Genomic DNA, 13,512 nt, shown 5'->3' with positions numbered 1-13,512 from the left:
CTAGGTTAGTACCTCAGTACAAAACGACAAATTAAGAAATTTTAGCTACAATTTCATTAATAATATCTTTTGCTACTTCTGTTTTGGATTTTAACTCGAATGATTTTTCATTAAAATCCGCATCAATAATGGTAATTTTATTGGTATCACCAGCAAAACCAGCACCTTTATCTCGTAAAGAATTTAGAACTATAGCATCTAAATTTTTAGCTTCTAACTTCTTTTTAGCATTTGCTTTTTCATCATTGGTTTCTAACGCAAACCCAACTACAAATTGATGCTGTTTTGTTTCTCCTAACGATTTTAAAATATCTTTTGTAGGTTCTAACTCAATAGTTAACGCTGCATCTTTCTTTTTTATTTTTTGATCAGCAACATTTTTTGGTCTATAATCCGCCACAGCTGCTGAACAAATAGCAATATCCATATCATTGTAATATTGATGACACGCCTCATACATATCTTTTGCAGAGGTTACATCTATTCTATGAATCAAAGAATGATTAACTTTTTGATGTGATGGACCAGTAACTAAAAATACCTCAGCTCCTAAATTGGCCGCTGCTTTGGCTATTTCAAAGCCCATTTTTCCTGAAGAATGATTTCCTATAAAACGAACCGGATCAATGGCTTCATACGTTGGACCTGCAGTTAATAGCAGTTTTTTACCTTTAAGTGGAAGTTTTGATAAAATGTCTTTCTCAATGAAATCAACAATATCTTCGGGTTCTGCCATTCTTCCTTCACCAACCAATCCACTAGCTAGTTCTCCTGAAGTTGCCGGGATCATGATATTACCAAAGTTTTGTAAAGATTCTAAACTTACTTTGGTTGATGGATGTTTGTACATATCTAAATCCATAGCCGGTGCAAAATATACCGGACATTTAGCTGATAAATAAGTTGCAAGCAATAAATTATCACATGTACCATTAGTCATTTTAGACAAGGTATTAGCAGTTGCCGGAGCAATTAACATTATATCTGCCCAAAGACCTAATTCAACATGATTATTCCACAATTCATTTTCATCTTCTTGATCATAAAAAGTGGAATGAACAGGGTTTTTAGAAAGTGTAGAAAGTGTTAGTGGAGTAATAAAATCTTTAGACGCAGGAGTCATCACTACTTTAACTTCTGCGCCTGATTTTATAAATAAACGTACTAAACTAGCCGTTTTATATGCGGCGATACCAGCAGTAACGCCAAGTAATACTTTTTTTCCGTGTAAAACAGACATTATTTAGTGTCTGGTTCTCTGAAATAAACATCACCTTCTAACCACTCTTCTACTGCAATAGAATGAGGTTTAGGTAAACGCTCATAGAACTTAGATACTTCAATTTGTTCTTTGTTTTCAAAAACTTCTTCTAAGCTATCGTTATAAGTAGCAAACTCTTCTAATTTATCAACTAATTCTTTCTTTAGATCTGTGTTGATTTGAGTTGCTCTTTTAGCGATGATAGAAATAGCCTCATAGATATTTCCAGTTGGCTGCTCAATAGCTTCTCTGTTATACGTAATAGTAGATGAAGCTGCATTGGTATCTTTATAATCCATATTTAACTTTTAACTGATTGTAATTGCTCCTTTTCTTTTTGTAATGCCGAAAGCATATTATTTGAATCTTCCATAAATTGAGAATTTGGAAAATTTCTTTTTAATTTATCATATGCTGCTTCTGCATCTTTAATTCTTTCCTCTTTTCTTCTTTGTGTACTTTTCATGGCATAATCATGAGCCGATTTAAAACGGTAGTACAACGCTTCTTCTTTAAAAGTAGTACCTAAGTATTCTTCTAATAAATTATCAAAAGCTACAATTGCTGCTCTATAATTTCTTGAATCATATTCTGCTGTACGATAGTAAGTTTTGGCTATTTCAAATGCTTTCTTTTCTAACTTGTAACGCAAATCTCTATAGTATTTATTGGCTTCCGCCATTCTATCAGAGTCTGGATAATTATCAATAAAAGCTTGAAATGCATTTAACGCTTTGTTTGTATCTGTAGGATCTAAACTATAACGCGGTGCTGCTTTGTAGTAACTTAATGCCGATAAAAACTCAGCTTCTTCTTTTTTAGAAGATTTTGGATAGTTTTGAGCAAATCTGTCAAAATAGTAACCTGCTAAACTATAATTTTTCTCATTAAAATTAGAGTTTGCCACCATGTATTGAATACGTTCCATTTGTGGTTTACCACGATATAACGGAGTAATTTTTTCAAATAAACGCAATGCTTTACCGTACTTATTTTCTTCGTACATTTTCACCGCCATCTTGTACTGCTCTTCAGTAGTACCTTTGTTCAATACTTTTTGGTACTCACCACATGAAGTAAGTACTAAAATCATTGCAAATAAGTAAACTATTTTTTTCATTTTTTGCATTTGGCAAAATTAATAATTAATTATGGATTATTAAAACGCTATTTTCAACAGAAAATAACGCTGCAATAAACCATAATTTTGAAAATATCTTTGCTAAACGTTTGTTAAAATTATTTTGGCCCTTGTTGCGCTGTAACTACTAATTGTTTTACATCATTATCAAACAAATACAATCCTCCTTTATCATCTCCAATTAATTTTATTTTATCTAAAATAGTTCTTGCCAATGCTTCTTCTTCTATTTGTTCTGCAACATACCATTGTAAAAAGTTATGGGTAGCATAGTCTTTTTCCTCTAAAGATATATGCACCAAATCATTAATAGATTGTGAAACCATAACTTCATGATCAAACAAATTTTGGAACATATCTTTAAAAGATCCAAATTTTGCTGAAGGTGCTTGTAATGCAGGTACAGCAGCATGACCACCTCTTTCATTAATAAATTTTACCAACTTTAGCATATGCATTCTTTCTTCATCAGAGTGTGCGTACATAAATTGGGCAACTCCTTCAAAACCTTGAACTTCTGCCCAAGATGCCATGGCTAAATATACTTGAGATGATTGTGCTTCTATTTGTACTTGATTGTTTAATGCTTTTTCTATTCTTTCAGATAACATAACTTTACTTTTAATTAAGTTGATTTACATAACAAAGATGCCAAAAAAAGCTCATACTATTAAATTACGAGCTTCAATTTATTTTTTGAGCTAAAGCTTTTTATATACTGTCTATAAAATCTGAAATTTCTGTTTGCAATTCTTCGGATGCTTTTACTAGCGGTAAACGAACTTCATCAGAACAAATTCCTAAACGTTGTAACATGGCTTTGATTCCTGCCGGATTTCCTTCTGCAAAAATCATATCAATACTATCAGCTACTTTGTAATGTAATTCATAAGCTTCTTTCACCTTTCCTTCAAGCCCTAATTGAATCATTTTTGAAAATTCTTTAGGTAATCCTTCTCCAATTACGCTAATCACTCCTGCTCCACCTGCTAAAGTCATTGGTAACGCAATCATATCATCTCCAGAAATCACTAAAAACCCTTCCGGAACATTTTGAATGATTTTCATTGCCTGAACCATATCTCCTTTTGCTTCTTTTACTGCTACAATGTTTTCAAAATCATTTGCCAAACGCACAATTACTTCTGGCGACATGTTTGACGATGTTCTTCCTGGTACGTTATATAAAATAATAGGTTCATCTGTAGCTTCTGCCACTGCCTTAAAATGCTGATAAATTCCTTCTTGTGTTGGTTTGTTATAATACGGAGAAACTGATAAAATTCCACTAAAATGTGTAAGATCAGTATTTTTAATTTCTTCAACCACCGCAGCGGTATTGTTACCACCAATACCTAACACTAAAGGTAAGCGTCCGTTGTTTACCTCAATAATTTTAGCTTTTACAGCTTCTTTTTCTTCTTTAGTTAAGGTTGCTGGCTCACCGGTAGTACCTAACACCACTAAATAATTAATTCCGTTGTCTATTTGGTAATTTACCAAACGTTCTAGTCCATCAAAATCAATGGTTTTATCTTCATTGAACGGTGTTACTAACGCAACTCCTGTTCCTATAAATTGTTGCATATTTTTAAAGTTTCGTTAAATTTATTACAAAAGTAAGAATCCGCCTCTAATAGTAGTGTATTTAACGGTTTTTTATTTGATGTTATATTTTAAACGAACTAGAATATCCGTATTTTAGCGCAAGAATTATTAATGATGAAAAAAATACTTTTTATACTAAGTTTACTAGCCGTTTTTTCGTGTAAAAAAGCTCCGAGTACTCTTACTAAAATCACTGCTAAAACCATAGCAATTGATAGCACTTTAACTTCTTCAGAAGAAATTAACGAAACTATTGCTCCGTACAAAGAAAAAATGCTAGCTGAAATTGAGAAAAAACTTACTTATGCTCCTAAAGACCTGGTAAGAACTGATGGAGAAATGCAAAGTAGTTTAGGGAATTTATTAGCGGATTTATGTTATCAGGTTTCCAATCCTATTTTTAAAGAAAAAACTACCAAAAACATCGACTTTGCTATGTTCAACTATGGCGGTATTAGAGCTGGCATTCCAGAAGGAGATGTAAAAAACAAACATGCTTTTCAATTAATGCCTTTTGAAAATAAATTAGTGATTGCTGAGCTTTCCGGAGACAAAGTAAATGAATTGGTTCAGTATTTTATGAGCAATCAAAAAGCGCATCCGTTATCAAAAAACATTCAGTTAACAGTTACTGGTAACGACTATAAACTACTTATTAATAACAAACCTTTTGACAATAACAAAACTTATTTTGTGTTAACCTCTGATTATTTACAAGGCGGTGGTGATAAAATGAACTTTTTTAAAGATCCTGTTCAAGTCTTCAATCTTGACTATAAAGTAAGAGATGCTATTATCACCTATTTTAAAAATAACAATCCGTTAGTCTCAACTATAGACAATAGAGTAATTATCAAATAATATGAAACGTAGAGATTTTATAAAACAGTTTTCTTACACCTCAGCTTTTGCCATTGGTGGCGGACTCACACTACCCTCTTTTACCTCTAAGAAAACCAAGCATATTACCATTTTACACACCAACGATACGCATAGCCATATTGAACCCTTTGAACTAACGCATTATAAATATGCCAACAAAGGTGGTGTTGCTAGAAGGGCAAGTGTTGTTGAGCAAATACGAAAAGAAAATCCGAATACGCTATTATTAGATGCTGGTGATATTTTTCAAGGCACACCTTATTTTAATTATTTTGGAGGTGAATTAGAGTTTAAGCTGATGAGTATGCTAAAATATGATGTAGCTACCATCGGGAATCATGATTTTGATAATTCAATTGACGGATTATACAAACAGTTACCCAATGCAAAGTTTGATTTTGTTTCTGCTAATTACGATTTTTCTAACACCGTTTTAGACACTCATGTAAAGCCTTATAAAATCATTGTAAAAGATGGTGTTAAAATCGGGATATTCGGGTTAGGAATTCAGTTAGATGGCTTAGTAGATCCTAAAATGTATAAAGAAACCAAGTATTTTGATCCTGTTGAAATTACACAAGACATTACCAACGAATTAAAAAACACACATAAATGTGATTTAATTATCTGTCTATCGCATCTTGGGTATTACTATAAAAACAATCCTGATAAAATCTCTGATTTAAACTTAGCAAAAGTTACCAAAAACATCGATTTGATCATTGGTGGGCATACCCATACTTTCTTACCTAAACCTACCATTGTTAAAAATGTAGCTGATAAAAACATGTTAGTTAATCAAGTGGGAGCATATGGAATTAACTTAGGTAGAGTTGATTTTTACTTTGATGAAGACAATAATAAATCTTCAAAAGGAACCACTATTTTGGTATAAATAGCAATTATAAATTTTCATATTGATTGTAAGCTTGTTTTAAAAGTGCGTCTAAAACAAGGAACCAAAACTCAATCAATATGAAAAAATACGTACCACTATTTTTAAAGTTAATAGCTGCTATTATCATGCTGCAAACCTTGTTTTTTAAGTTTACAGGAGCTCAAGAAAGCGTAGATTTATTTACCAAAATTGCAGGAAATAACGAAGCTTTTATGCGTATTGGTACAGGCATTATCGAGTTAGTCGCTTCCGTGTTACTTTTTATTCCTTCAAAAACCTGGTTGGGTGCTTTTTTAACTATTGGATTAATGGCAGGCGCTATTTTTTCTCACCTCACTAAAATAGGTATTGAACACAACAATGACGGTGGCACCTTATTTATTATGGCAATCATTACCCTACTTTCCGGAGGAACTTTATTGTATTTAAATCGAAAGGAAATTCCGTTTTTATAACTCTCCTTGCTGCGTTTTAACAATCATTGCTTTAGTAATTAAATACTGTGCAACAATATAGGTTACCATAATTATAATGCCATACATAGCTTTTGATTCATAAAACCTATTAATAGCAATTAAACTATCCGAAGTAATAAAGATAATAGCTCCTAAGAAAAGCCACAAATTAGCCGTTGATTTATTGCTCATATAATTTAGTAAGGCCACAGCTCCGAATGATGAAATTGTGATTCCATACACAATTACAGGAATTAACATATCTCCTAAATTGTCTTTAATCAAGAATAATAAACCCAATAAATAAATTACAAACGGAACTGATGCTATTGCTATTTTCCCAAACGATTCTTTTTTAAGAAAGCCTGCTGTAATTTTTATATACAGAACATGCGCAAGTAAGAAAGATGCAAGTCCAAAAACAAAAAATTTGTCTTTGAATAACAAAAAAACATCGCCCCAAAACGAAAAGAACAATGCTGATAAAAACCAAAAACTAGGTTTTTTAACCGAAAAAAGATAAATAACCGCAAGCGTTGTCATTAATAACGGTTTAAAAATCATTTCTATGTTTAAGTTATGGGTTGCTACAGCATATATTTCAAATGCTGACACTAATAAAAAAGCAATGGATGCGATTAGAATTTTAGTTTGTTTGGTCATTATTTTTTAATTTTTAAGATAGTTAGACTCCCAATAAGAAGCGAAAATGGTATTAAAGTAAAAGGCGCTAAATTTCTTGCAGTATCATTGGTTACCTTTTTCATTGCTGCTTTTTGATCTTCATTTATTTCTGATGATTGAAAAAAGCCATCATTATTCTTATCAAAAGATTTTAACTGATATTCATACTTTTTATCTAATAGCACCACGGTAATATTTAGAAGCACATAAACGATAAAACTATTGATTAAAAACTTACTGATTTTATGCTTCATATTATTGAATCATATTAATAAAATCATCTTCAGATATAATTTCGATACCCAAATCTTGTGCTTTTGCCAATTTACTCGGTCCCATGTTATCTCCCGCTACAATAAATGACGTTTTTTTAGATATAGAGCTACTTACCTTTCCTCCGTTATCTTCAATTGCTTTCTTCAGTTCATTTCTACTCATTTGATGAAACACTCCGGAAACCACAAACACTTTACCTGATAACTTGTCCGTTTGGTTAGCTTGTTCTTCAGCGGATATCTCTAACTGTACTCCGTAATTTTTCAATCGGTTAACTAACTCAACATTTGCTTTGTCATCAAAGAATTGGATTACACTTTCAGCAATTTTATCACCAATTTCATCCACAGCTATCAATTCTTCAAAAGAAGCATTCATTAAATTATCTATGGATTTAAAGTGTTTTGCTAGTTTTTTAGCTACGGTTTCACCTACAAATCGAATTCCGAGTGCAAACAATACTTTTTCAAACGGAATTTCTTTCGATTTTTCTATTCCGTCAATCATATTTTGAGCAGATTTTTCTGCCATTCTTTCCAATGGAATAACTTGATCTACAGTTAAATCATATAAATCGGCGTAATTACGAATCAATCCTTCTTTATGTAATAACTCAACTGTTTCTGAACCTAAACCGTCAATATCCATGGCTTTTCTACTGATAAAATGCTGAATTTTACCGGTAATTTGAGGTGCACAACCAAATTCATTCGGACAATAATGCTTTGCATCTCCTTCGGTTCTCACCAATTCGGTATGACAAACAGGACAATGTGTGGCATATTGCGTAGGTTGAGAATCGGCTGGTCTTTTTGTTAGATCTACGCCCATAATTTTAGGAATGATCTCACCACCTTTTTCCACATAAACCGTATCACCTACTCTTACATCTAATTTTTCAATTTGATCTGCATTATGCAGCGATGCTCTTTTCACTATGGTTCCTGCCAATAACACAGGTTCTAAATTCGCCACAGGCGTAATGGCTCCGGTTCGTCCTACCTGATAACTAATTTCATTTAAAACGGTAGAAACCTGTTCAGCCTTGAATTTATAGGCAATTGCCCAACGCGGAGCTTTGGCTGTATATCCCAGTTCTTCCTGGTATTGAATACTATTCACCTTCACCACCACTCCGTCAGTCTCGTAAGGCAAATCATGCCTATGAACATCCCAATAGTTTAAAAATTCTAAAACCTCCTCTAGATTTTTACATACTTTAAGCGTATCCGGAACTTTAAATCCGGCTTTTCTCGCATTATCCAAACTTTCAAAATGCGTAGCATAATGTTGACCTTCATCCACCAAATGATACAATAAACAATCTAACGGACGCTTCGCTACCTCAGCACTATCTTGTAATTTTAAACTTCCACTAGCTGTGTTACGCGGATTCCTGTAAGGTTCTTCGCCAATATCAATACGTTCTTCATTCATTTTGTTAAAACCTTCTAACGGTAAAATAATTTCACCTCTCATTTGAAAGTCGCTAGCAAAATTAGTGTTCACCACTAACGGAATTGACCTAATTGTTTTGATATTGGTAGTTACATCATCTCCTTGAATTCCGTCACCACGCGTAACAGCACTCACCAACTGTCCGTTTTCATAGGTTAAATTGATAGAAGCTCCATCGTACTTTAACTCGCAAGTATACTCAATATCTGCAACACCTAAAAGTCGATGCAAACGCTTTTCCCAATCGATCAGATCTTCTTTAGAATACGAATTATCCAATGAATACATTCTGCTTTTATGGGTAACCGTTTCAAAGTTCTTGGTTATTTCTCCTCCAACACGTTGTGTAGGGGAATTCGGGTCATAAAACTCCGGATATTTATCTTCTAACTCTTGTAATTCTCTAATTTTTACATCGAACTCATAATCGCTAATGGTAGGTTTATCTAACACATAATAATTGTAATTATGTTGATTAAGTTCGTCTCTAAGCTCTTGTATTCTTTGTTGGATATTCATCATTTATGGAAAAACAATATATCGTTCAACTTCTCCTTTATTATTTATAAAAAAATAAGCAGCATAGCCTCCTGCTCCATCACTATTATTCATTTCAATTATTATATTTTTATCATCAATTTGATATACATTTGACCTAGTAAAATCTGGCTCCGCTAAATCCTTAAAATATACTTTATCAAGTCCAATTTTTTGATCTTTAAATAATATCTCAACAGAACTAACAACTTCATTTGGTGTATCATAGTTCACACCATAATAATCTCCATCATTAACTTTTTGACTTTTATCATATATTTTCTTACTAATAAAAACTTTAAAGTTTTTATTGTAATATGAAATTTGGTCTTTATTATTTTCTTTTCTTACTTCAAACTTATCATAGTTAAATTCAAAGTCTAAATATGTTTTTAACTCTTCTCTATCGATAAGTATATCTATAGCTGATTCTTCCTCAAAATATTTAATATTTATTTTTTTAGGAAGCTGTTTCTCTGTAATAACATCTTTATCAATTACTTCTCTTATCTCTCTTTTAGTGTCTTTTTTCTTAGACTCACAAGAAAATAGTAGCAGTGATAAAATAAAACTTAGAAAAAAATATTTCATTTACTTATTGTTTTTATAAGTTCCTGTAAACACATTTACTCCTTTTGGTAACGGGTTACCCGATGAACGACGAAAAGAAACTATTTGTCCCGTATGCCAAAGTGCATCAGCAATGGGACCATTTATAGCATTCCACATAGGAAATTCTGATGTGTTCTCTCCTCTTTTAAATATGATCTTAAACTGTGATATATCTTCGCTTGTCTTTAAAATATCGCTGGCTTTCTTTAAGTTTTCTAAGGTTTTTTTTCTTTTATCAGTGAACGATAACTGCGAAAAATCAAACTGATCACTTGCTACTTTCAATGCTGCATTCACCACTACTTGTGATAGATTTACAATATGATCAATGGTTTGCTCAGTGGTACGTGCCTCTGAATTAGGTTGAAACTGTAGATCTTTTTCAGTTAATCCTTCGGTTGCCCAATAGTATCGAAAGCCTAATCCGTCAATCATTCTACTCAATACACTTCCTGCTGTATATGTTTCCGCAGCTTCGGGTATTTCATAATAGGGTAATGTATTGTTTTGTGCGTAGCTTTTCATCATCAGAAGTAAAAATAAAAAAGATAGTAGTATTCTTTTCATTGAAATTGAATTTCGGCTAATTTAAGGAAAGTTTTATGGTGGAATTTATTCTGGCTACAACATTTTTCAACAAAAAAAGCGAAGTATTTAAACTTCGCTTTGAGATATTAGTTGTTTGTTTCCTAGTAATAGGTATATCTACGAACTTTTGCTATATGTTTTGCTAAACGCATTACTTGATGAGAATATCCATACTCATTATCATACCACACATAAATTACAATGGTATCTCCATCAGTAATTGTTGCTTTACTATCAAAGATTGATGGTGCAGTTGTTCCAACAATATCAGACGATACTAACTCGTTACTCAACTCATACTTTATTTGTTCAACTAACTCACCTTCCAACGCATATTGCTTCATAATAGCATTAACAGCTTCAGTAGTAACCTTTGTATTTAATTGTAAATTTAATACCGCTAACGATCCGTTTGGTACCGGAACACGAATAGCATTTGAAGTTAATTTACCTTCTAATGCCGGTAATGCTTTTGATACAGCTTTACCTGCACCTGTTTCAGTAATTACCATGTTTAAAGCAGCAGCTCTACCTCTACGGTATTTACTATGCATGTTGTCTACCAAATTTTGATCATTGGTATAGGCATGAATCGTTTCTAAGTGTCCTTTTTTTATTCCGAAGTTATCTTCGATAACCTTTAACACAGGTGTGATAGCATTGGTAGTACAAGAAGCAGCCGAGAAAATATCAATTTTATCAGGATCATTTTCTAAATGGTTTACTCCGTGTACTATATTTGGAACTCCTTTACCTGGTGCAGTTAACAACACCTTGCTCGCTCCTTTTGCTTTTAAATGACGACTTAAAGCCTCCTTATCTCTAAAAGCTCCTGTATTATCAATTACTAAAGCATCATTAATACCATATTGGGTATAATCAATATCTTCAGGCACATTTGCTGAGATCATATACACAGTAGTACCATTGATAATTAAGGCATTGTTATCAGCATCCACCTGTACAGTACCTAAAAAATCTCCATGAACCGAATCAATACTTAATAAAGACGCTCTTTTTTCTAAAACTGATTGCGTAATTTCTCCACGAGTGACTACTGCTCTTAAACGTAATTGAGACCCTTTACCCATTTTAGTACTCAACTCACGCGCTAATAAACGACCAATACGTCCAAAACCATATAAAACAACATCTTTTGGTTTAATTTCAGAAGCTTGAGTAGCATCTTTTAATTGATCTTTTACAAAAGCTACTTTATCATCGCACTTATTCTCATTTAAGTGGCACTCGTAAGCTAATTTACCAATATCTAATTTTGAAGGAGGTAAATTGGTAGATTGAATAGCTTTAGCAATCTCTAAAGCATCATAAATTGAAATAGGCTTAGCAACAAATGCTCCTGCATAGTCTATTAAATTCAATACTTCACTAGCTCTTTTGTCTACTAACGGATTTCTAAACAATACTAATTCGATAGATTTATCGTACCATAAATCATTTACAATGTTAATAAACTCTGTGGTAGCTCTTCTTACCTGAGCTTGACCTGCAACTTCTTTTTCGTAGTTTGCTATTGTTGACATAGTTGTGTGGTGTTGTGTTGTGCTAATTAAAAAATTTTGTGCAAAAGTATTAATTTCAAACGATTTCGCTAATCATTTTTAAAAAAAGAAAAAAACTCGATTTTGATGTGTCAAAATCGAGTTTTCAAACTAACCTAATCTAAAATTTAATATTTATTGATTGAATGCATAACGTTCACTTTGTCCGCTTAAATTAATCACCTCAATAAATAAAGGTTTATTACTTCTATTAGCAGCTGTTAATTTACGCTTAGCATCTAAAGCATCAACTACTATAGTTTTATTAATTTTTGTGATAATAAATCCTTCTTTTACACCAAAATGAGTTAAATAAGGATTTAAATTTTTAGCTATTTTGGCTCCTGATTTAATATTGTGTTTTTTTAGTTCGCTTTTAGTTAAATCTTTTAGCGTTAGTGACAATTCTAAAATTTCAACATAATCTTTTTTACCAAGTGTAACTACTTTTTCTATATTCTCACCATCTCTTAAAACAGTAACGGCTACTTTATCTCCAGGTCTTCTGGCAGTTAACTGTCCTCTTAAGTCAGAAAACTTTTCAATATTTACATTATTGACTTTTTTAATAATATCTCCTTCTTGTAAACCTGCTTTTTCTGCTCCTCCTTCGGTTGTTACCTTAGAAATTTTCACTCCTTGAATTTGATCTTCCTGCGGAGCATATTCAATCCCCATTAATGCTTCTTGTACATCTCCAAACTCTAAAATATCATCAATGATCTTTTTAGCAATGTTTGAAGGCACCGCAAACGAATACCCAATATACGAACCTGTTCTAGATGTAATAGCTGTGTTAATTCCAATTAACTCTCCTCTTGTATTTACCAAAGCTCCTCCACTATTTCCAGGATTTACTGCTGCATCTGTTTGAATAAATGCATCTGTAATTCCATTTCCATCTAAATCGCGTCCTTTTGCACTAATAATACCTGCAGTTACGGTAGATGTTAAATTATATGGATTTCCAACCGCTAACACCCACTCGCCTATTTTGGCATTATCTGAATTACCAAAAGGGATGTATGGCAACTCACCATCATAATCTATTTTTAATAAGGCAATATCATTACTTTTATCTGTACCAATTAATTCTGCTTTTACTTTTTTTCTGTTATTTAAAGTAATTTCTAAATCGGTAGCTCCATCAATAACATGGTTGTTGGTAATAATATATCCATCTTGAGAAATGATTACACCACTACCGGTACCCACTTGTTGCTGCTTCCTACGTCCGTTACCACCAAAAAACTCTTCAAACGGATTGTACACTTCTTTAATTGCTGTGTTTTTAACATGTACAACAGCATGTACCGTTTTTTCGGCGGCCTCTGTAAAATTAGTAGGTACCGACGATGAATTAATGACCGTTGGCGTATAACTAGCTTTTACAGTTTGTAGCGTTGGCTCTGAAGTTTGCTCAACAATTATTGGTTGTTCAAAAAATAATTTGTAGCCTCCAAGCGCCATGGCACCTCCTAAAAAGGCTACTCCTAAAATACCTAATATTTTCTTCATTTGCTTGAATTTATTTATATGATCAAATATAC

At 32.6% G+C, this 13,512-nt stretch carries 15 protein-coding genes; 3 read left to right on the top strand and 12 right to left on the bottom strand.

Translation table 11 applies throughout. The annotated features are described in order from the left end of the window. Nucleotides 1-31 precede the first annotated feature (31 nt). The 5 genes from coaBC to dapA form a co-directional block, all read right to left on the bottom strand. The gene (coaBC, locus tag SLH33_RS00180) at nucleotides 32-1,240 is read right to left on the bottom strand and encodes a bifunctional phosphopantothenoylcysteine decarboxylase/phosphopantothenate--cysteine ligase CoaBC (protein WP_320417034.1); all 1,209 of its coding nucleotides are present in this window, start codon (nucleotides 1,238-1,240) and stop codon (nucleotides 32-34) included. Beyond that, on the bottom strand, nucleotides 1,240-1,560 hold the full coding sequence (locus tag SLH33_RS00175) for a DNA-directed RNA polymerase subunit omega (protein ID WP_320417033.1): 321 nt from the start codon (nucleotides 1,558-1,560) through the stop codon (nucleotides 1,240-1,242). Before SLH33_RS00175 ends, coaBC begins: the two co-directional genes overlap by 1 nt. Before the next feature lie 2 nt (nucleotides 1,561-1,562). Next, entirely contained in the window at nucleotides 1,563-2,381 is an 819-nt protein-coding gene (locus tag SLH33_RS00170) for an outer membrane protein assembly factor BamD (protein WP_320417032.1), read from the bottom strand. Nucleotides 2,382-2,500: 119 nt separating this feature from the next. Next, nucleotides 2,501-3,013 carry a ferritin gene (locus tag SLH33_RS00165; RefSeq protein WP_320417031.1) on the bottom strand — a complete coding sequence of 171 codons (513 nt, stop codon included), beginning with the start codon at nucleotides 3,011-3,013 and terminating at the stop codon, nucleotides 2,501-2,503. 100 nt (nucleotides 3,014-3,113) lie between these two features. Next, nucleotides 3,114-3,989 (bottom strand): 4-hydroxy-tetrahydrodipicolinate synthase, encoded by an 876-nt coding sequence (dapA, locus tag SLH33_RS00160; protein WP_320417030.1) that lies wholly within the window; start codon nucleotides 3,987-3,989, stop codon nucleotides 3,114-3,116. Between the two features lie 132 nt (nucleotides 3,990-4,121). Here dapA and SLH33_RS00155 point away from each other — a divergent pair, with 132 nt between their 5' ends. From SLH33_RS00155 to SLH33_RS00145, 3 genes are all read left to right on the top strand, one after another. Further along, entirely contained in the window at nucleotides 4,122-4,871 is a 750-nt protein-coding gene (locus tag SLH33_RS00155; RefSeq protein WP_320417029.1) for a 5'-nucleotidase, read from the top strand. Nucleotide 4,872: 1 nt separating this feature from the next. Continuing rightward, the gene (locus tag SLH33_RS00150; RefSeq protein ID WP_320417028.1) at nucleotides 4,873-5,787 is read left to right on the top strand and encodes a metallophosphatase; all 915 of its coding nucleotides are present in this window, start codon (nucleotides 4,873-4,875) and stop codon (nucleotides 5,785-5,787) included. An 80-nt stretch (nucleotides 5,788-5,867) separates the two neighbouring features. Further along, nucleotides 5,868-6,245 (top strand): DoxX family protein, encoded by a 378-nt coding sequence (locus SLH33_RS00145; RefSeq protein WP_320417027.1) that lies wholly within the window; start codon nucleotides 5,868-5,870, stop codon nucleotides 6,243-6,245. On the opposite strand, the gene SLH33_RS00140 is transcribed toward SLH33_RS00145, so the two are convergent. The 7 genes from SLH33_RS00140 to SLH33_RS00110 all read right to left on the bottom strand — a co-directional run bounded on the left by SLH33_RS00140 (nucleotide 6,240) and on the right by SLH33_RS00110 (nucleotide 13,480). Beyond that, on the bottom strand, nucleotides 6,240-6,908 hold the full coding sequence (locus SLH33_RS00140; RefSeq protein WP_320417026.1) for a lysoplasmalogenase: 669 nt from the start codon (nucleotides 6,906-6,908) through the stop codon (nucleotides 6,240-6,242). The two genes, SLH33_RS00145 and SLH33_RS00140, sit on opposite strands and share 6 nt — an antisense overlap. Beyond that, on the bottom strand, nucleotides 6,908-7,183 hold the full coding sequence (locus tag SLH33_RS00135; protein WP_320417025.1) for a hypothetical protein: 276 nt from the start codon (nucleotides 7,181-7,183) through the stop codon (nucleotides 6,908-6,910). Before SLH33_RS00135 ends, SLH33_RS00140 begins: the two co-directional genes overlap by 1 nt. Nucleotide 7,184: 1 nt before the next feature. After that, on the bottom strand, nucleotides 7,185-9,182 hold the full coding sequence (gene ligA, locus SLH33_RS00130; protein WP_320417552.1) for an NAD-dependent DNA ligase LigA: 1,998 nt from the start codon (nucleotides 9,180-9,182) through the stop codon (nucleotides 7,185-7,187). 3 nt (nucleotides 9,183-9,185) lie between these two features. Beyond that, nucleotides 9,186-9,791: a hypothetical protein gene (locus tag SLH33_RS00125; RefSeq protein WP_320417024.1), complete on the bottom strand. Its 606-nt coding sequence runs from the start codon at nucleotides 9,789-9,791 to the stop codon at nucleotides 9,186-9,188. Next, the gene (locus SLH33_RS00120) at nucleotides 9,792-10,379 is read right to left on the bottom strand and encodes a hypothetical protein (protein ID WP_320417023.1); all 588 of its coding nucleotides are present in this window, start codon (nucleotides 10,377-10,379) and stop codon (nucleotides 9,792-9,794) included. It abuts the gene before it with no gap. Between the two features lie 122 nt (nucleotides 10,380-10,501). Beyond that, nucleotides 10,502-11,944, bottom strand: coding sequence for a glyceraldehyde-3-phosphate dehydrogenase (locus SLH33_RS00115; protein WP_320417022.1), 1,443 nt, complete (start codon nucleotides 11,942-11,944; stop codon nucleotides 10,502-10,504). 153 nt (nucleotides 11,945-12,097) lie between these two features. After that, nucleotides 12,098-13,480: a trypsin-like peptidase domain-containing protein gene (locus SLH33_RS00110; RefSeq protein WP_320417021.1), complete on the bottom strand. Its 1,383-nt coding sequence runs from the start codon at nucleotides 13,478-13,480 to the stop codon at nucleotides 12,098-12,100. Nucleotides 13,481-13,512 lie beyond the last annotated feature (32 nt).

Source organism: Tenacibaculum sp. IB213877 (assembly GCF_034043975.1).
Taxonomy (GTDB): domain Bacteria; phylum Bacteroidota; class Bacteroidia; order Flavobacteriales; family Flavobacteriaceae; genus Polaribacter.
This window is presented reverse-complemented; position numbering and strand designations above follow the sequence as displayed.